The 18,822-nt window shown below is 53.8% G+C and carries 19 protein-coding genes; 6 read left to right on the top strand and 13 right to left on the bottom strand.

Features of this window, described 5'->3' with window-relative positions; genetic code table 11:
- Nucleotides 1-38: 38 nt before the first annotated feature.
- Nucleotides 39-470, top strand: coding sequence for a peroxiredoxin OsmC (gene osmC / locus OGX94_RS06625; protein WP_003833007.1), 432 nt, complete (start codon nt 39-41; stop codon nt 468-470).
- A gap of 84 nt (nt 471-554) precedes the next feature.
- Here the strand turns inward: osmC and OGX94_RS06620 are convergent, their stop codons facing one another.
- Genes OGX94_RS06620 through OGX94_RS06595 form a run of 6 tightly spaced genes read right to left on the bottom strand, consistent with a single transcriptional unit; the run spans nt 555 to nt 6,264 of the window.
- Nucleotides 555-1,325, bottom strand: coding sequence for a 3-hydroxybutyrate dehydrogenase (locus OGX94_RS06620; RefSeq protein WP_257661977.1), 771 nt, complete (start codon nt 1,323-1,325; stop codon nt 555-557).
- 11 nt (nt 1,326-1,336) lie between these two features.
- Nucleotides 1,337-2,731: a GntP family permease gene (locus tag OGX94_RS06615; RefSeq protein WP_196776256.1), complete on the bottom strand. Its 1,395-nt coding sequence runs from the start codon at nt 2,729-2,731 to the stop codon at nt 1,337-1,339.
- 37 nt (nt 2,732-2,768) lie between these two features.
- Nucleotides 2,769-3,692 carry a 3-hydroxyacyl-CoA dehydrogenase family protein gene (locus OGX94_RS06610; RefSeq protein WP_003833002.1) on the bottom strand — a complete coding sequence of 308 codons (924 nt, stop codon included), beginning with the start codon at nt 3,690-3,692 and terminating at the stop codon, nt 2,769-2,771.
- Nucleotides 3,685-4,887 carry an acetyl-CoA C-acetyltransferase gene (locus OGX94_RS06605; protein ID WP_126957191.1) on the bottom strand — a complete coding sequence of 401 codons (1,203 nt, stop codon included), beginning with the start codon at nt 4,885-4,887 and terminating at the stop codon, nt 3,685-3,687. Before OGX94_RS06605 ends, OGX94_RS06610 begins: the two co-directional genes overlap by 8 nt.
- 10 nt (nt 4,888-4,897) lie before the next feature.
- On the bottom strand, nt 4,898-5,554 hold the full coding sequence (locus tag OGX94_RS06600) for a CoA transferase subunit B (protein WP_257661978.1): 657 nt from the start codon (nt 5,552-5,554) through the stop codon (nt 4,898-4,900).
- Nucleotides 5,555-5,556: 2 nt separating this feature from the next.
- Nucleotides 5,557-6,264, bottom strand: a complete 708-nt coding sequence (locus OGX94_RS06595) for a CoA transferase subunit A (RefSeq protein WP_003020020.1) — start codon at nt 6,262-6,264, stop codon at nt 5,557-5,559.
- Between the two features lie 142 nt (nt 6,265-6,406).
- Between OGX94_RS06595 and OGX94_RS06590 the strand changes: the two genes are divergently transcribed.
- Entirely contained in the window at nt 6,407-7,297 is an 891-nt protein-coding gene (locus OGX94_RS06590; protein ID WP_003020016.1) for a LysR family transcriptional regulator, read from the top strand.
- Nucleotides 7,298-7,316: 19 nt separating this feature from the next.
- Here OGX94_RS06590 and OGX94_RS06585 read toward each other — a convergent pair whose 3' ends face one another.
- The 7 genes from OGX94_RS06585 to OGX94_RS06555 are packed head-to-tail and all read right to left on the bottom strand — an operon-like array spanning nt 7,317 to nt 14,234.
- Entirely contained in the window at nt 7,317-8,252 is a 936-nt protein-coding gene (locus OGX94_RS06585; RefSeq protein WP_218667428.1) for an ABC transporter ATP-binding protein, read from the bottom strand.
- Entirely contained in the window at nt 8,245-9,231 is a 987-nt protein-coding gene (locus tag OGX94_RS06580) for an ABC transporter ATP-binding protein (RefSeq protein WP_003832994.1), read from the bottom strand. The genes OGX94_RS06585 and OGX94_RS06580 overlap by 8 nt, the downstream gene beginning before the upstream one ends.
- Entirely contained in the window at nt 9,228-10,124 is an 897-nt protein-coding gene (ddpC, locus tag OGX94_RS06575; RefSeq protein ID WP_003832993.1) for a D,D-dipeptide ABC transporter permease, read from the bottom strand. The genes OGX94_RS06580 and ddpC overlap by 4 nt, the downstream gene beginning before the upstream one ends.
- Nucleotides 10,121-11,143 (bottom strand): ABC transporter permease, encoded by a 1,023-nt coding sequence (locus OGX94_RS06570; RefSeq protein WP_003020008.1) that lies wholly within the window; start codon nt 11,141-11,143, stop codon nt 10,121-10,123. The genes ddpC and OGX94_RS06570 overlap by 4 nt, the downstream gene beginning before the upstream one ends.
- A 44-nt stretch (nt 11,144-11,187) precedes the next feature.
- Nucleotides 11,188-12,750 carry an ABC transporter substrate-binding protein gene (locus OGX94_RS06565; RefSeq protein ID WP_149335325.1) on the bottom strand — a complete coding sequence of 521 codons (1,563 nt, stop codon included), beginning with the start codon at nt 12,748-12,750 and terminating at the stop codon, nt 11,188-11,190.
- Nucleotides 12,751-12,765: 15 nt separating this feature from the next.
- Complete coding sequence (ddpX, locus tag OGX94_RS06560; protein WP_191221487.1) at nt 12,766-13,353, bottom strand: D-alanyl-D-alanine dipeptidase; 588 nt, start codon at nt 13,351-13,353, stop codon at nt 12,766-12,768.
- Between the two features lie 14 nt (nt 13,354-13,367).
- Nucleotides 13,368-14,234: a MurR/RpiR family transcriptional regulator gene (locus OGX94_RS06555; RefSeq protein ID WP_003020002.1), complete on the bottom strand. Its 867-nt coding sequence runs from the start codon at nt 14,232-14,234 to the stop codon at nt 13,368-13,370.
- Between the two features lie 401 nt (nt 14,235-14,635).
- Between OGX94_RS06555 and hdeB the strand changes: the two genes are divergently transcribed.
- The 4 genes from hdeB (at nt 14,636) to OGX94_RS06535 (ending at nt 18,822) form a co-directional block, all read left to right on the top strand.
- Nucleotides 14,636-14,965 (top strand): acid-activated periplasmic chaperone HdeB, encoded by a 330-nt coding sequence (hdeB, locus tag OGX94_RS06550; RefSeq protein ID WP_003019999.1) that lies wholly within the window; start codon nt 14,636-14,638, stop codon nt 14,963-14,965.
- Nucleotides 14,966-15,120: 155 nt separating this feature from the next.
- On the top strand, nt 15,121-17,064 hold the full coding sequence (locus OGX94_RS06545; RefSeq protein WP_149335327.1) for a methyl-accepting chemotaxis protein: 1,944 nt from the start codon (nt 15,121-15,123) through the stop codon (nt 17,062-17,064).
- 179 nt (nt 17,065-17,243) lie between these two features.
- A complete protein-coding gene (locus tag OGX94_RS06540; RefSeq protein ID WP_003832988.1) occupies nt 17,244-17,558 on the top strand; it encodes a helix-turn-helix domain-containing protein in 315 nt (104 codons plus the stop codon).
- On the top strand, nt 17,551-18,822 hold the full coding sequence (locus OGX94_RS06535; protein WP_257661980.1) for a type II toxin-antitoxin system HipA family toxin: 1,272 nt from the start codon (nt 17,551-17,553) through the stop codon (nt 18,820-18,822). The genes OGX94_RS06540 and OGX94_RS06535 overlap by 8 nt, the downstream gene beginning before the upstream one ends.

The raw sequence follows: 18,822 nt of genomic DNA, 5'->3' as shown, positions 1-18,822 counted from the left end.
TATACTAGTAACTCCGACGACAACACAGGAGAGCGGTAATGACTATCCATAAGAAAGGTCAGGCACACTGGGAAGGCGACATTAAGCGCGGCAAAGGCACTGTGTCGACCGAAAGTGGCGTGTTGAATCAGCAACCGTATGGGTTTAATACACGGTTTGAAGGTGAGAAAGGCACCAATCCTGAAGAATTGATTGGCGCGGCCCATGCAGCCTGTTTCTCGATGGCGCTTTCGCTGATGCTGGGCGAAGCGGGGTTTACCCCAGATGCCATTGATACCACTGCCGATGTTTCTCTGGATAAAGTAGATGCCGGGTTTGCGATCACTAAAGTCGCGTTGCATAGCCAGGTGAGCGTGCCGGGGATAGACGCCGCCACGTTTGACGGCATCATCCAGAAAGCAAAAGCCGGATGCCCGGTATCGCAGGTACTGAACGCGGAAATTACGCTGGATTATCAGCTGAAGTCTTAATCGTGGCGTGCCGGATGCGACTGCGTCTTATCCGGCCTACGACTGTGCCGGATGTAAGTCAGTCTTATCCGGCACCTGATGATGTTATTGCGCTACCCAACCGCCATCCATATTCCACGCCGCGCCGCGCACCTGTGCCGCACCGTCTGAACATAAGAATAACGCAAGATTCCCTAACTGCTTTGGGGTAACGAATTCACGCGACGGCTGCTTTTCCGCCAGCAGGGCGTCACGCGCAGCCTCAGGCTCTGCGCCTTCGGCAATACGCTTATCGATCTGTTGCTGAACCAGCGGCGTGAGCACCCAGCCGGGACACAGTGCATTACAGGTGACACCCGTCTGCGCGGTTTCCAGTGCGATAGTCTTGGTGAATCCCACCACGCCGTGCTTCGCCGCTACGTAGGCAGATTTCTCTTTTGAAGCCACCAGGCCGTGAACAGAAGCGATATTAATGATGCGCCCCCAGTTTCGCGCGCGCATACCAGGAAGCGCCAGACGCGTGGTGTGAAAAACGGAAGAGAGATTAATAGCGATAATCGCGTTCCATTTATCAATCGGGAAGGTTTCCACCGGGGATACATGCTGGATCCCCGCATTGTTGACCAGAATATCAACACCGCCGAATTCGCTCTCGGCATAGCGCATCATGTCGGCAATTTGCGCTTCATCGCTCAGATCCGCGCCATGATAACCTGGCGTTTTGCCATATTGCGCAACAGCGTCTTTGGCGGCATCCACATCACCAAACCCGTTAAGGATCAGGGTAGCGCCCGCTTGCGCCAGCACCTGTGCGATACCTAATCCGATACCGCTGGTCGAGCCGGTAACCAGAGCGGTTTTTCCCGTTAAGTTCATGATGATTCTCCTTAAACAATTCCGGTAGTGTAGAAGACGCCGATGACAAACAGTACGGCCAGACTTTTAATGACGGTAATAGCGAAAATTCCGCCATACGCCTGACGATGGCTGAGACCGGTGATAGCCAATAAGGTAATGACCGCGCCGTTATGCGGCAGGGTGTCCATACCGCCGCTGGCCATAGACGCCACACGGTGGAAGACTTCAAGTGGGATATTGGCAGCGTGAGCAGCCGCGATAAAGGTGTCAGACATGGCGGCAAGGGCAATACTCATCCCGCCAGACGCCGAACCGGTGATCCCGGCGAGCGTAGTGATACTGATAGCTTCATTGAGCAGCGGGTCAGGAATAGCCGCCAGTGCTTTTGACAGTACAAGGAAACCTGGCAGGGCGGCGATCACTGCGCCAAAACCGTACTCTGACGCGGTGTTCATCGCCGCGAGGATCGCGCCGCCAACCGCCGTTCTGCTGCCTTCCGCCAGGCGACCTTTTATGTTGCGGTAGCCGAAGAGCACCACCAGCAGGATCCCAGAAATCAGCGCCGCTTCCACTGCCCAGATAGCGGTGATTTTACCGACTTCGGTGGTAATCGGCTTGGCGAGACCCGGAAGCTCCAGTTGATGCGTGGCGCCATACCATTGTGGGATCCAGCGGGTAAACAGCAGGTTAAATACCCCAACCAGGATCAGCGGAGAGATCGCGATGATCGGGTTCGGCAGATTAATGTTATCCGGCGTTTCCGGCTCGTTTAACAGTTCAGTGCCATAACCCTCATTCTTAGCCTGTGCTTTACGACGCTGACGTTCGAGATAAACCAGACCAACAACGATGATAAATACGGAACCTATCAAACCCAGCCACGGCGCGGCCCAGGCGTTGGTACCGAAGAAACTGGTCGGAATAATGTTCTGGATCTGCGGTGTGCCTGGCAGGGCATCCATGGTGAAGGAGAAGGCACCCAGCGCAACGGTTGCCGGGATCAGGCGTTTAGGAATATTGCTCTGACGGAACAGTTCAGCCGCGAACGGATACACCGCAAAGGCCACCACAAACAGCGATACGCCGCCGTAGGTCAACAGCGCACATACCAGCACAATCACCGGGATGGCATGACGACGACCGAGGATGTTGATAGCGGCGGCAACAATGGAACGTGAAAATCCAGATAACTCGATTAACTTGCCAAACACTGCCCCCAGCAGGAACACCGGGAAGTACAGCTTCACAAAACCGACCATTTTTTCCATAAACAGGCCGGTGAAGGCAGGGCCGACGGCGCTGGGTTCGGTAAGCAATACAGCACCTAATGCCGCGATGGGGGCAAACAGAATGACGCTGTATCCGCGATAGGCTGCCAGCATCAGCAGGCCCAGCGCTGCCAGGGCGATTAATACACTCATCATGACTCCTTATTATTATATTGGGGTACAGAAAGAGACGTTATGGTTTCAGGGCAAAACGCAGCTGATGCTCTCTGCGTTGCTGGATGTACTCCTTGCGCGAATCATCCCAGCGATAAAATCCCTGACCGCTGCGTAAACCGGTATCACCGTTGGCAACCTTGTCAGCGACCAGCGACATCATGTCGCTGCCGGTTGCCAGTTCCGGAAGCAGATGCCGACAAATGTCCTGCACCGTAGAAAGCCCGGTCATATCAGCAGCCTCCAGCGGACCGACCATTGCATAGCGACGTCCGAGCGAGGCGCGCATCACCTGATCAACCACTTCTGCGCTGGCGATGCCGCTTTTAACGATATGTAGCGCTTCGCGTAGCAGGGCAAACTGTAGTCGGTTGCCGACAAACCCTGGGGCAGCGCGGTCGAGCACCACCGCCTCAAGTTGCATCGCGATCAGCATTTGTTGTAATTCATGGAGATATTCCGGCTTCGTTGCGGTGCCAGGCACAATTTCGACCAGCGGAATAAAATGAGGCGGGTGCCAGAAATGGGCTATCAGCAACCGTTCAGGATGGGCGAGCTTTTCCGCCAGTGCATCCGGCGGCAGGCCGCTGGTGTTACTGGCAATAACGGCCTCCGGCGCGATCAGCTCTTCCAGTTGGGCATACAGTGCATGTTTGAGTTCGAGCCGCTCCGGGATCGCTTCAATCAGTAACCGGCATGCGGCAATATCCTGTAGCGAGGTCGTGCCGTGCAGGCGAGACACGACCGTCGTTTTTTCACCAATGGCAAATTGGTCGGTGGCTATCAGCTCATCCAGGATACCGCCGGCAACTCCGCTTATTTCTGCAATTCGGCTGCTATCGGTATCGTATAACCAGACATCGTGACCATAACGGGCGAAGTGGGTAGCAATGCCGACGCCCATTAAACCCGCCCCCAGGACGCAGATAGGTTTACTATGCATGAGATACCTCCTGTGAACGCTCTACTGCCAGCGCCACACCTTGACCGCCGCCCACGCACAACGTAGCCAGCCCTTTTGCGGCGTTGCTGCGAGCCATTTCGTGCAGCAGTGTTACCAGAATCCGGCAACCTGATGCGCCAATCGGGTGCCCTAGAGCAATTGCGCCGCCGTTCACGTTCACCCGGTTGCTGTCCCAGTTCAGGGATTCGCCAACCGCCAGCGCTTGTGCGGCAAATGCTTCGTTGGCTTCGATAAGATCCACGTCATTCAGCGTCCAGCCAGCACGTTTCAGGCACTGGAGTGATGCTTCTACCGGCCCAATCCCCATAATGGCGGGATCGACGCCAGAAACCGCGTAGCCTGCCACCCGGGCAAGCACCGGCAAATTGAGTTCTGCGGCTTTGGCTGCGCTCATCAACATCACCGCGGCGGCACCATCATTGATGGATGAGGCATTTCCGGCGGTCACCGTACCGTTACCTGGACGAAATGCTGGTTTAAGTTGCGCCAGCTTGTCGGCCTGAGTATCCGGGCGAGGCTGTTCGTCACGATCCACCACACGTGGCGGTTTTTTGCCCTGCGGGACGCTAACCGGCGTGATTTCCGCGCTAAAACGACCCGCTTCAATGGCGGCGGCGGCTTTTTGCTGGGAGCGCAGGGCAAAAGCATCCTGCTGCTCACGGCTGATAACAAACTTATCCGCCAGATTTTCGGCAGTAATTCCCATGTGATAGTCGTTGAACGCATCCCACAGACCGTCATGCACCACGCTGTCTTTCATGCTGGCATGACCCAACCGCAGACCGGCCCGCGCCCCGTCGAGAAAATAGGGCGCATTACTCATGCTCTCCTGGCCTCCGGCAATCACGATTTGCGCATCGCCACAGCGAATCGCCTGTACCGCCTGATGCACCGCCTTCAGACCCGAACCACACACCAGATTAATGGTTAGCGCGGGCGTGGTGACTGGCAGACCTGCGCGTAACGCCGTTTGTCTGGCCGGATTCTGACCGCAGCCCGCGGCCAGAACCTGACCTAAGATCACCTCATCAATTTGCTCGGGTTCCACAGCCGTTTTTTCCAGCAGCGAACGGATCACCACTGAACCAAGCTCAACCGCGGAAAGTGGTGCCAGCGCGCCATGAAAACTGCCAATCGGGGTGCGCGTTGCCGCGACAATGACAACATCCTGCATGGTCAGCTCCTCAGCTAAATTGCATTTCTGGGACATTTTCGGGAACGATGAGATTACCGGCGGTTCTGGCGACAATCTCATCCACGCTGATGCCCGGTGCACGTTCACGCAGAATGAATGCACCGTTGGCAATTTCCAGCAGAGCCAGGTCGGTAAGCACGCGTTTGATGCAGGCCACACCGGTCAGCGGCAGGGTGCAGGCGGAAAGCAGTTTCGACTCACCGCTTTTGGAAGCATGGGTCATTACCACGATGATATTGTCGGCTCCGGCAACCAGGTCCATCGCGCCGCCCATGCCTTTCACCATTTTTCCGGGGATCATCCAAGAGGCGATATTGCCGTTAACATCGACTTCAAACGCACCGAGCACCGTCAGATCAACGTGGCCGCCGCGGATCATGGCGAAGGATTGCGCTGAGTCGAAAATCGCCGCGCCTTTGCGCGCCGTCACTGTCTGTTTCCCGGCGTTGATCATGTCGGCATCAATTTCGTCTTCTGTGGGAAACGGGCCCATACCCAGCAAACCGTTTTCTGATTGCAGCATCACGTCCATGCCATCAGGGATGTAATTTGCCACCAGCGTGGGAATACCGATCCCAAGGTTGACGTAATAACCGTCGCGCAGCTCGCGGGCGACGCGCATCGCCATTTGTTCACGCGTTAACATGGTCAGGCTCCTTTCTGGCGCAGGGTGCGTTGTTCAATACGTTTTTCAAACTGCCCCTGAATAATGCGGTTAACGAAAATTCCGGGAGTGTGAATCGCCGCAGGGTCCAGTTCTCCGGGAGGGACAATCTCTTCAACTTCCACGACGGTAATGCGCCCGGCGGCGGCCATCAGCGGATTAAAGTTCTGTGCGGTGTGGCGATAGATGACGTTGCCGTACCAGTCGGCTTTCCAGCCTTTAACCAATGCAAAATCGCCGGTTATCGCCTGCTCAAGAATGTAAGGGCGTCCGGCAAACTCGCGAACCTCTTTACCTTCCGCCACGGGAGTTCCATATCCGGTCGCGGTAAAAAATGCAGGGATCCCCGCGCCGCCCGCGCGCAACTGCTCTGCCAGCGTACCCTGCGGCGTCAGGATGGCTTCCAGTTCGCCGCTAAGCACCTGTTTCTCAAACAGGGCGTTTTCCCCTACATAGGACGCGACCACTTTGCGCACCTGACGCGTTTCCAGCAGCACGCCAAGACCAAAGCCATCCACACCACAGTTGTTAGACACAACGGTAAGTCCCTGAACCTCCCGACGGCGGACTTCGGTAATCAGGTTTTCAGGGATCCCACATAAACCAAAACCGCCCGCCAGCAGCGTCATGTTGTCGGTCAGTCCCTCCAGCGCCTCTTGATAAGTGGCAACACGTTTATCCAGTCCAGCCATACACTTGCCTCCCAAGTTGTCCTTGCCGACATCATTGGGGGTGAAAAATGATTTGTTAATTTTAAATTTGTGACTCACTCATTGGGTTTTTTTATCAATTTAATGTTAATTAAAGGTATTCAACAAGTTAAAGGAATGCGAAATGGGAATGAGCATCAAACAGTTACGCGCGTTTTTAGCGGTAGCTCACACTCTGAATTTTGCTCATGCCAGCGAAAGACTGAATATGTCGCAACCCGCGTTAAGCCTGGCGATTAAAGGACTGGAGGATTCGCTGGGTGGGGCGTTACTGTTAAGAACGACCCGCAAAGTGACCCTGACGCAGGAGGGAGAAACGCTGCTGAATATGGGGCGACAGCTGCTGGCGGACTGGGAGAATACGGAAGAAGCCATGCGCCAGCGCTTTACGCTGCAGCGCGGTAAAATATCGATCGCCGCCATGCCCTCATTTGCCGCTAACGTCCTGCCATCGGTACTGAAAACATTTCGTGATTCTTATTCCGGTATCAACGTAACGGTTCATGATGTGATCAATGAACACGTGATTGAAATGGTCAGTGAAGGGCGGGTCGAGATGGGCATAGCCTTCGAGCCGGACTATTCGGGACATCTGCATTTCACGCCGCTCGGTGTGGATCGTTTTATCGCGATTGTGCCGCCAACCTGTCGACTGGCAGACAGGGATCGTATTGCGTGGCGCGAACTGCTGACGCTGGATTTTATCACCCTGCAACGCCCGTCCGCCGTGCGGCTGATGCTGGAAGAACAACTGGTGCAAAGCGGACATACGCTGGAAGTGGCGCTGGAGAGCCACCAGTTGGTAACCGTTGGCCGCCTGGTGGCTAACGGTTTGGGCGGTAGCGCCGTACCTGCACTATGCCGCACGCAAATGACAGAGTTAGGCGCAACCTGTATCGATCTGGATACGCCGGTGATCCAGCGTCGGATCGGGGTTTTGCGTTCGGCGCATCATAAATTATCTACCGCTTCCGAGGTGCTGGTGGATTCACTGAAAAAGGCGTATCGCACCTGACTTTTCTCAACGGCTCTGGTCATGTAACCGCCCGCCAGCAGCGAACGTCACAGCCGGTATCACCCTTCAGCAATGCCTGTTTTTTCTCACAACCGTGGGTTGCCAATGGACATCTGTCACGGAAAAAGCAGCCCTGGGGCAACGTTCGGTTTCCCGGTAGCTCAGTCTTACGTAACACCAAATCTTCCGCCAGCGGTGCGCCCGTTTTAGGGACCGAGTCCAGCAATAATCGTGTGTACGGATGGGCGGGGTGAGTGAGAACCTGTTGGGCATCGCCCAGCTCAACAATTTGCCCGAGATACATCACCGCCACACGGTCGCTCATATGGCGGACCACCGACACGTTATGCGATATCAATACGTAGGTCAGGTTTCTACGCGCCTGTAGCGACACCAGCAGGTTGAGAATTTGCGCCTGCACGGAGATATCCAGTGCTGAAGTTGGCTCATCAAGGACGATAACATCCGGCTCTGACGATAGCGCCCGGGCAATAGCAATACGTTGGCGCTGTCCACCGGAAAACGCGTGCGGCAAGCGGTCGAGATATTCAGGACGAATCCCCACCTGCCGTGCCAAATCCTCGGCAAGCATGCGTCGTTCACGCTCCGGGCTCCGTTTTTGGATCCACACCGGTTCGGTAATTATCCGCCACACCGGTAAGCGCGGATCCAGCGATGAAAGAGGGTCCTGAAAGACCATTTGCATACCGTTATGCTGTTTTTCACCACGGCGAGAATAGCTTCCCTGGCTGGGTTTCAACATGCCCATCAGCAGTTGCGCCAGCGTACTTTTTCCACAGCCGGATTCGCCAACAATCCCCAGCGTTTCACCCTGGCGAATCTGTAAATCCAGACCGTTGAGCGCATGCACCCGTTCCGTAACCTTGCCAAGCCAGTTTTTACGCGCAGGAAAGTTGACATGAACATCCTGCAGCGTCAGTAAAAAATCAGACATGTGTTGTCTCCAGTTGCGGATACCAGCAGGCAGATTGTTGATCCGCGCCTCCCTGACTACTTAACGCAGGCATCTCTTCACAACGAGGACCAGCGGCAAAGCAGCGTTCGCGAAACGCGCATCCGGCAGGTAAGCAGGTTAGGTTCGGCACGGTGCCGGGAATGGCGGGCAGCAATGCGCGCGGTTCGCCGTGTTCCGGTGCACATTTCAGCAAGCCAATGGAATAGGGGTGCGTCGGACGTTGAATAACGGTTTGCGTCGGGCCACTCTCAATCACGCTCCCGGCATACATGACATACAACCGGTCGCATAACTGTGAAACCACCGCCATATCATGGCTGATAAATAACACCGCTGTTCCGCTGGCGCGCGCTTTTAACTTCAGCAAACGCAGCACCTGCAGTTGCACCGTGACGTCCAGAGCAGTGGTCGGTTCATCGGCAATGATGAGCTCCGGCTCGCACGAAAAGGCCAGCGCAATCATCACGCGTTGGCGCATACCGCCGGAAAGCTCAAACGGAAATCGTTTCATGACCTCCGGCGCGTCCGGGATTTGCATCTCTTCGAGTAGAGCAACAGCTTTCTGGCGGGCATCCGTTCGGCTTAACGCCTGATGATGGCGGATCACCTCCACCATTTGCTGGCCGATACGACGGGTCGGATTCAGTGCCGTCATGGGCTCCTGAAAGATCATCGCGACGCGTGCGCCGCGCCATTGGCGCATTTGTTTCTCACTGGCGTTGAGCACATCTTCACCCAGCAGCGAAACGCGTCCCTGGTGAATACGATAGCTTCCCTCCGGTAGCAGACGCATGGTGAGCATGGCGGTCACGGACTTACCGGAACCGGATTCACCCACCACACCAACAATTTCTCCGCGGTTGATGTGCAGTGATACATGGTTCAGCGCATGCACGTCAGCTTTATAGCCGGGGAAACTCAGATGCAAATCTTCGATTTCCAGTACGGGTTGTGTCATGACTGTTTTCCTCCGGCTTTCGGATCCAGCAGATCGCGAATACCATCGCCAAAGAGATTAAAGCCCACGGCGGTAATCAGAATGGCGGCGCCGGGAAAAGCACAATACCACCACTGATCAAGCACGTAATTGCGGCCAATTGCGACCATCGCACCCCATTCAGCGCTGGGCTGCTGCGCGCCCAGACCGATAAACCCGAGTGTGGCGGCCATCAGGATCGCACTGCCGATATCCAGTGATGCCTGCACAATGAGCGGCGGCAGAGAATTGCGTAAAATGTGCCAGCTAATCAGATGCCAGCGTGAAGCGCCGTAGGTCCGGGCAGCCTGTACATAAGTAAACTGGCGCACCACTAACGTCTGGCCACGGGCGAGGCGTACATAGAAAGGGATACGGACGATTGCAATCGCCAGCATGGCGTTAAACAGGCTGGGGCCCAGCGCGGCGGCCAACGCCATCGTCAGCACCAGCGAAGGGATGGACAGCATAATGTCCATCATCCGCATAATTATCGCGTCGGCACGCCCGCCCATGACACCCGATAAGCAACCCAGCAGTGAGCCCAATCCCCCGGCGATACCCACTACCACCAGACCCGCAACGACAGATTGCTGACTTCCTACCAGGACGCGGCTGAACAGATCGCGACCGACTTCATCGGTTCCAAACCAGTGAGCGGCTGATGGGGGCAGCAGGCGCGCACTCAAATTGATGGCATTCGGATCGTGGGGTGTTATCCACGGCGACAGCACCATCAGCAGCAGTATCAATACGATAATGACCCCGCCAACCAGCGTCAGCGGGCTACTTTTCATCATCCAGAACAGTTTGGCCCAGTCCGTGCGGCGGCGTGCAGTCTGAGGGGCGGTCGGTGTTTCTTGAGTGAGCATCATTCAGCACCTCCACGTCCAATTCGAGGGTCTACCCACAGATAGAGTAAATCCACCACCAGGTTGACCAGCACATAGGCAAACGAGACCACCACCGCAAATCCCATTACTGCCGGGAAGTCGAGTGCCTGAATTGAGGTCACCACCCAGGCGCCCATGCCAGGCCAGGCAAAGACCGTTTCGGTCAATACCGCACCGTAGAGCAGATCGCCTAGCGCCAGGCCGAGGACGGTGATTGATGGGATAAGTGCGTTAGGCAATGCATAGCACAGCACGATGTACCAGCCCGGGAGCCCGCTGGCGCGGGCGGTACGTATGTAATCTTCACTCAGTTGCTCCAGCATGGCGGAACGAATCTGACGGGCAACGATCCCAAGATGTACAAAAGCCAATGTCAGCGATGGCAAAATCAGGTGCTGAAGCGCATTGAAAAAGACTTCGCCGTTGCCTTCCAGCAGAGCATCAATCAGGTAGAAACCGGTGACGTGAGCAGGTGGATCCAGCCAGTCGTCTAAACGCCCACCGCCTGGTAAAATTTGCAGATGACCGTAAAACAGCACGATAACCCCCAGCCCCAGCCAGAATGCAGGCGTGGAGATACCGGTAATTGCCATTAGCCGAACAAGGTGATCAAGCCAGCGGTTACGCCAGACCGCAGATAAAATACCCAGCGGGATACCTATCACCAGCGCCAGCAACAAAGAACAGAAAGCCAATTCAAGGGTCGCGGGGAAGAAAATGCGCAGCTCATCCAGTACCGGACGCCCGGTGCGAATGGAGGTGCCTAAATCGCCGTGAAAAATATCGCTGACATAGCGAAAAAACTGGACATACAGCGGTTGATTCAGCCCCAGCTGTTGGCGAATATTTTCGACAATTTCATCGCTGGCACGGTCACCCGCCAGCAGCCGCGCGGGGTCGCCAGGTATCAGGTGTGAAATAATAAAGGTGATTACGCAAACACCGATAACCACCAGAATAAGTCCCCAGCATCGCTGGCGTAAAATACTCCAGAACGTCATTAGCTTCCCCTTGCGGAGCCAGAACGGCTCCGCATAAACGTGGCTTATTTACTCATGGTGGAGATATTGAAGACCTGTTCCAGCATGGGGTTGAATACAAATCCTTTGACGTCTTTGTTCATCGCCAGCTGATAGTTTTTCTGGAATAAATAGACGTAGGCTGCTTCATCAATCACGATGGTTTGAGCCTGCTGGTAGTCATTGGTTCTGGCCACCTGATCGGTCGTGGCCAGCGCGCTGCGCAGCAGTTTATCGACCTCACCGTTTTCATAGAACGAACGGTTACCCGGCAAGCCTTTCTTATCTGACTCAAACCAGTAGTTCATAAACATGTACGGGTCGGCAAAATCCGGACTCCAGTTGCCAATGGCAATGTCGTAATCGCCTTTGCCCACGCGGTCACGCATGGTGGCGTTTGCCAGTTTTTCCAGTTTCACCTTAATACCCAGTTTGCCAAGGCTTGCCTGGGTGGCGAGCGCGATAGGTTCCCAGTTAGGGTCATTATCGGAGTACAGGAAGCTCAGGCTTTCAGGTTTGGTGGCAACTTTGTCCCACGCTGCTTTGGCTTTAGCTTCATCAAAGCTGTACTGCATGGCCTTGTCGTCAAAACCCCACATGCCTTCAGGGATCGGGCCACGCATTTGCTTTCCGTTGCCGCTCAGGATCCCGTTGACCATGCCCTTATAATCGGTGGCCCACGAGATGGCGCGGCGTAAATCCACCTGATTAAGCGGGGCCTTACTGTTGTTGAGATACAGATAGGTCACGCGCAATGAGGGATAATCCGCCACGTTCACTTTGCCTTCCTGTTTTAAAGCGGCAAGCTGGTCAACAGGAAGCGCATCGGCAATGTCGATATCACCACGTGACAGTTGCAGGCGACGGGAGGCGCTTTCACCAATGATTTTGACTGAGACACGCTTAAATGTCGGTTTCGCCCCGGCATAATGCGGATTCGGCACCAGTACCAGTTGTTGTCCCTTTTGCCAGCTCTTCAGCATAAAGGGACCAGAGCCTGCCGTGTTCTGCGCGAGGAATCCGCGGGCATCGTCTGCGGCATGCTCTTTCAAGATGGCCGGGTTAATGATTGAGGCACCGTCATTTGCCAGCGTATACAGAAACGGGGCAAACGGCTGGCTGAGGGTAAATTTCACCGTATTGTTATCAATGACGTCGACCTTCAGATCTTTTGGGAAAGCCTCCGCAGGTCCCTGACCAATTTTGAGCAAACGTTCAAAGGATTGCTTTACCGCATCTGCCGTTACCGGCGTTCCGTCGGCGAATTTGGCATCGTTTTTCAGGGTAAACGTCCACTCTTTCTGATCGTCAGAGGCTTTCCAGCCGCTGGCTAAATCACCTTCAACTTCCGTGGAGCCTTTACCTCCGTCGGTTTTGTATTGAACCAACCGCTGGTAGGAGGGATAGGTGACTGTCCAGTCATTGTTATCGATGGTCACGGCGGGGTCGAGCGTCTGCGGATCGGCGGCTTTACCAATCACTAACATATCTTTGGGAACGGCAGCCTGAGCGGCGGGCAGGGCAAATGCTAACGCAGCGGCTATCAGAGCGGGGCGAAAAAACGCGTTTAACGCAGGTGTAGTCTTCATAACCAGGCTCCAGAATTAAAGTGGATGTTGTGTTGTTATGGACGTGACGGTGTAACAATCCAGTTGATCGTCAAGCAGCGGATAGCGAGCGGCATCAGGTAATTCGAAATGCCACCACTCGCTGTTGATACCGACAAAACCGCCACCAAACATAATGGCATTGAGCAGCAGGCGGTTACGCTGCGCGGCCGGAGGTACAGACGGATGCCAGGCGTGGGAACGGTCATGCATTTCATCAAAACCGGCTCCCATATCAAGGAGATGGCCGCGATCGTCCATCAACGTGACGTCAATGGCCGTACCCCGACTGTGATTGGAACCAATCGCGACATCGACAACATACTGCGGGTCGGGACAGGCATTCCACAGTATCGCCTGCGCCTGCTGGGGGCGATACGCGTCGTACACCACAAGCTGCAGGCCGGCCAGTTGCGCAATGCTGATGCTTTTAGCCAGTGCGGTTACCGCCTCGGTGTGTAGCAGGCAATGCGCTTCCCGGTAGATTGGTGCGCCGGTAATGTTGTCGGCAGTGGCGTATTTAAGATCGATATGCAGCGACGGAAATATCACCGACAGATCGACCAGTTCTGGGTGTTCTGACATAGCACGTATCCTGTTTATTGTTCGAATTGACCAAATTGTTGTTGTAACTGGCGATTGGTTTGCAGGCGTCCTGCGAGGGCGTCACCCAGTTGTGCCACCACCGCAGAAAGTAATAAGTTGAACAGACAGCTCACAGGCGCCAGTGAGTCCCAGAAATGTCCGGTGTCGGTTTTTACCTGTAGTAAATCAATGGAATAATCCCTGGCCCATGGGCACCACACATCGGTAATTAGCGCCAGCGGAATGCAGCGCTCTGTGGCGACACGGCAATATTGTCGCGAAATAGCGGAGTAGGCACGCATATCGGTAATAACCACGTAAGGCTGGCTGAATCCCGAGTTCAGCGACTCTACCCAACTGCCGGAAAGGCCTTCGGAGTAGCTGACTTTAGGTCGCAGGTATTCCAGGTGACTAAAAAAGGCGTTGGCGATCCCGCGGGTGGACTGGATCCCGAGGATGTACACGGCTTCCGCATGCGCCAGCTGCTGTGCAATGCGTAAAAACGTTTCGCCTTGTGCGAGCTGGTAGACGTGGGTAATAGCGTCGATCTCCAGCAACAGCGACTGATGCGCCCGATCCGGCAGGCTTTGTTGCTGGTGCCAGGAGTCCAGTCGTTCGTTCATTCCCCAGGGCTGATAGGGAACAACGGGAAGCTCACGCAGACTGGCTTTTGCATCCTCCAGGTTACGAAAGCCCAGTTTACGCAGATAACGTCCGACGGTAATGCCGCTGGTGCCGGTTGCTTTGGCGATGCCATCTGCGGTTTCAAATGGGATCTGCACAGCATGGGCTAACAGCCACCCGGCCACGCGCTTTTCGCTGGGCGTCAGCTGGCTAAAGGTTTGTTCTATGCGGGTAAATAACTCTGGTTTGGCTGTCATTACCTTCTCGCTGTTAGTTGCCTGTCAGATACCGTATTTCTGTTAGCGAATTAACAATGCAGGACGCGTGCCATGTGCGTAACAGCGGCACGTCGGCTGTTTTTGTTAAAAATAAACCGACATTCATTAACCAATGATCAACATTTGTGCAGCGTAGTTCAGTTTTGGTGCAACGGCAGAGGAAGAGGGGTATGAATCTGCTGATTTCGTCGGAACGATCACATTGTGGGCAACATTTACCCCTCAGACATAAGAATCAGTAATGGGAAATATAAATTTCAGCCATATCAATAACAGTAATCTTTATTCTTATGATGGTAGGGGTATTATTTTTCGCGAGCTACATTAACGGTGTTAAGCGCAAGTGTAGATATTATTTATATTATAAATGGAGTACTACAATGAATAAATTCTCCCTTTCTACAGCAGGTATTCTGGTCGCAGCGCTGTTAACCAGTGTCAGCGTCAATGCAGCAACAGATAACGCTAAAACTGAAGTGACTCCAAAAGGCATGAACTGCCAGGAGTTTATTGATTTAAACCCACAAACTATGGCTCCAGTGGCCTTCTGGGTGCTCAATGAAGACGAAGACTTCAAAGGTGGTGACTACGTCGACTATAACGAAACCGTTACGACTGCAGTTCCTCTGACCGTTGAACTTTGCAAGAAACATCCGCAGAGTGAATTAAGTAAAATAAAAGACGAAATCAAAAAAGAATTATCCAAATAAGATTTAACTGTTATTAAAGCCCAGCCAAAGTGCTGGGTTTTGTTATTTGTGACACTGTCACTAATTTGTTTTGCAATACTTAAGAAAACTTTATAAAGATATAAACGCCTGTGCCGATACTGGATAAAAGTTAGCCTTTTGCAGAAGGAGTTTGTATGGCCTGGTATCCTACTCGTATTTCAACGCGTTTAACCATCGGCGGCATTCTGCTGCTTGCAGTAACGAGCCTTGTTATCGTGGTGATTATGCTCTGGCGCGGTCAGCCGCGCGTCGTTGAAATCAACACCGCTCTGATCGAAGAAACAGGGCAAGGTTTAACCCGTCAGTTGAGTACCGTATTGTCCCGAATTGAAGGTGAGACCGTCAGCCTGTCGCGACTGGCTGAAGTGTTGCCTAACGATGAATCACTGTACCAAAGCGTTGTTCCGCATCTTATTGGTGAAGGTAAAGACTCGATTATTACCGGCGGCGGCATCTGGCCAGAACCAGACGCCTTCACCGCAGGTGTGGAGAAAAGAAGCTTTTTCTGGGCGCGTAATGCTGAAGGAAAGCTGGTGTATTCCAATGATTATAACGTCGAAGGATCGAGTGGATACCACAATGAAAGCTGGTATCAACTGGCCAAAGGCCATTCACAAAACAGCTGTTTATGGTCTGACGTTTACCAGGATGCCAGTTCAGGCGTCAACATGGTGACATGCAGCGTGCCTTATCAACAGGCGGGCAAGTTTGCCGGTGTCGCTACCACCGATATCCGTCTGGATAACGTCGCCACTTTTATGCAGCAGCAGGGAAACAGCACCGGTGGTTACGCGTTTGTGGTAGACAAGCAGGGACAAATTCTCTATTTCCCGCAGGCCGACCTGGCAAAATATAAAACCATTAACGATTTGGCGCAAAGCGCGCAGTGGCTTATCCCGGTGCAAAACGGTCTGAAATCCTTGCGCCCGGCGGATGGAGTGAAGACGATTACGCTTGCGAACGACAACGTGTTGAATACGCCATCCCGGGTAATGCTGTTCCCGATGGCGGATACCGGCTGGGTCGTGGGGCTGGTGACACCTGAATCACGCATCGTCGGTCTCGCCAAAGTGATGATGCAGGATGTTCTGGAAGTATTGATCCCTGTCATGACGCTGTTGCTGGTGGGATCATGGCTGGTGGTTCGCCGACTGATTTCGCGTCTCGATGATACTCGCCAGGCACTTGATGATATTGCGCAGGGCGAAGGCGATCTTACCCGTCGTCTGGATGTTCGTGGCAAAGACGAGATTTCAGCTATCGCCGAGGCGTTTAACCTGTTCGTCGATAAAATCTCGGCCATCCTGATCACCGTCAGAAGCAGTAGCACAGTGGTAGCGAATAACGCCGTTAGCCTGGCTGACAGTAATATGGAGCTTTCATCTCGCGTCACGCAGCAGGCCGCTGCGCTGGAAGAGAGTTCGGCGGCGATGGAACAGTTAAATGCGACCGTTCATCAAAACGCCAGTAATACACAACTGGCGGATGAGCTATCCGATAGCACCGCGCAAACGGCCAACCGCTGCGGCGATGTGATGCAGGGCGTGATCTCAACAATGGATAACGTCAGCGCCTCATCCGGCAGAATGGTGGAAATTGTCGCAGTCATCGACAGCATTGCATTCCAGACCAATATTCTCGCCCTGAATGCCGCGGTTGAAGCCGCCAGAGCGGGTGATGCTGGCAGAGGGTTTGCCGTCGTGGCCTCCGAAGTGCGCACGCTGGCTCAGCGCAGTGCCACCGCCGCCCAGGAAATTAAAACGTTGATTGATGAATCCGTTTCTCATGTAGGTAGCGGAAGTCAGCAAATCCACACTGCCGGCGAACGTCTGGGAGAACTGGTCAGCAATGTGCGTCAGGTGCGCCAGTTGATGGGGGAAATACGCGTTGCGGGTGAAGAACAACGTAAGGGCGTTTCCGAAGTCACGCTGGCCGTTACCGAAATGGACAGCACCGTTCAGCAGAATGCCTCGTTAATTGATGATGCCGCAGCACGGACGCAGGCGCTGAAAGAGGAGGCGGAACAGCTGGCACTGCTGGTCTCATCCTTCAGGTTACCTGAGCCTTCCGTTGCCTGATAACCACACCATATCCGGGTACAGACCTTGTGCCCGGATAACTCCAGTATAATGGCTTTTAAGTAAATTTTTCCGGTTTAGCTCCCTTTTATTATGTTTTATAAGATTTTGAATTCCCCATCATTTAACTCTATAATATTGGGTGTAAAGTAGCTTTTATTCTTATAAGGGCCAATGTTATGGATTTAACGCTCAATACAGCTGCTGATATCGTCAAACTACTCTGTGACAGATTGCGTAAAGAACGACTCGCGCGGCAAATGACGCAGGCTGATGTTGCCGCGCGTTCAGGTGTCGGTGTGAATACCGTTTCAAATCTGGAAACAGGTAAGAATGTAGGATTTGAGAATCTGGTCAAAGTCGCGATGGTGTTAGGCTATGGCGATGCACTGGAGGGGTTATTCAAACCCAGGATTGATAGTCTGGATGATATTTTGCGTTACGAAAAGAGCGCAACGCGCCAGCGGATCAAAAGGAAAAAACCTGATGCCTGAACAAGTTGATGTCTTCTATGAAGGTTGGGGTGAAAAATGGCTGTGGGGAAAACTGGTGTCTTCCACAGCCCTGACCGGACGTCCGTTGATCGCCTTTGAATACAGTGAAGACGCCTTACGTAGGGGCCTGGAGCTGTCCCGTCTGATGTTACCGCTGAACGGTCCCCGTTTGCGCAGGGATTTCCCGACTCATCAGTTGGGATTACCCGGACCGGTTTATGATTCGCTACCTGACGGCTGGGGCATGCTGTTGATGGACCGACTATTTAAACGCCGCGGACTCAACGCAGCACGCATAGGTCCATTAGAGCGTTTAACCTGGGTCGGCAACAACGCGATGGGCGCCATGACATTCCAGCCCGTTCAGTCAGATGTCGAGATGCTGTCAAAAGAGAATGTTCCTCTCGAACAACTGGCCGCTGAGGTTCAGGAAGTCCTGAGCGGCGAAGGCGGGGAATTTTTGCACAAACTGCTCCAGATGGGCGGTTCGCCACAAGGAGCAAGGCCTAAGGCGCTACTTTATCGTGACACTGTCACGTCTAAATTCATCACGGTGCCGCAACCCGGGAGCGAAAGCTGGCTGATTAAATTTCCCGCCAGGCATGAGCATGCTGAGGTATGTGCCATCGAAGCGGTTTATGCTGAATGCTTGCGCCAATGTGGGATCACCACGCCTGATACGGCGTATTTCAATCTGCCCGGCGGACAGGCGGCATTTGCCACTCGCCGTTTCGACCGTGACCAGTCGATACGTATTCCTATGCAGAGCCTGGCGGCACTTACCGGGGCAAATTACCAGATACCCGGCGCTTTAGACTACCGGGATTTTCTGCGCGCCACGCAGATTTGTACCAATGATGTCAGAGAAAAGGCAAAAGCGTTCGAACGCGTGGTTTTCAACGTGGCTTTTAACAACCGCGACGATCATCCGAAGAATTTTGCCTATTTAATGTCAGCCGATGGAAACTGGACTCTGGCTCCGGCTTACGATGTCACCTGGTGCGAAGGACCTGGCGGGTATCACCAAATGGACGTGCTGGGAGAGGCGCTGGATATCGAAAGAAAGCACCTTCAGTCGCTTGGCGTTCAGGAAGCTGAGTTATCTGCTGACCATGTGAACGGCGTAATCGAAAAAGTCTGTCACTTTGCCACTGCATTGAGCGCTATCGCCAGGGACAAATACCCCGATCAGATAACGCTATCTACGCTGAATACGATACAGAAACAAATTAATGATAATGTCCGCCGGCTAATGTCCCGGTGA

The organism is Citrobacter sp. Cpo037 (assembly GCF_030332945.1).
In the GTDB taxonomy this organism is placed as follows: domain Bacteria; phylum Pseudomonadota; class Gammaproteobacteria; order Enterobacterales; family Enterobacteriaceae; genus Citrobacter; species Citrobacter portucalensis.
This window is presented reverse-complemented; position numbering and strand designations above follow the sequence as displayed.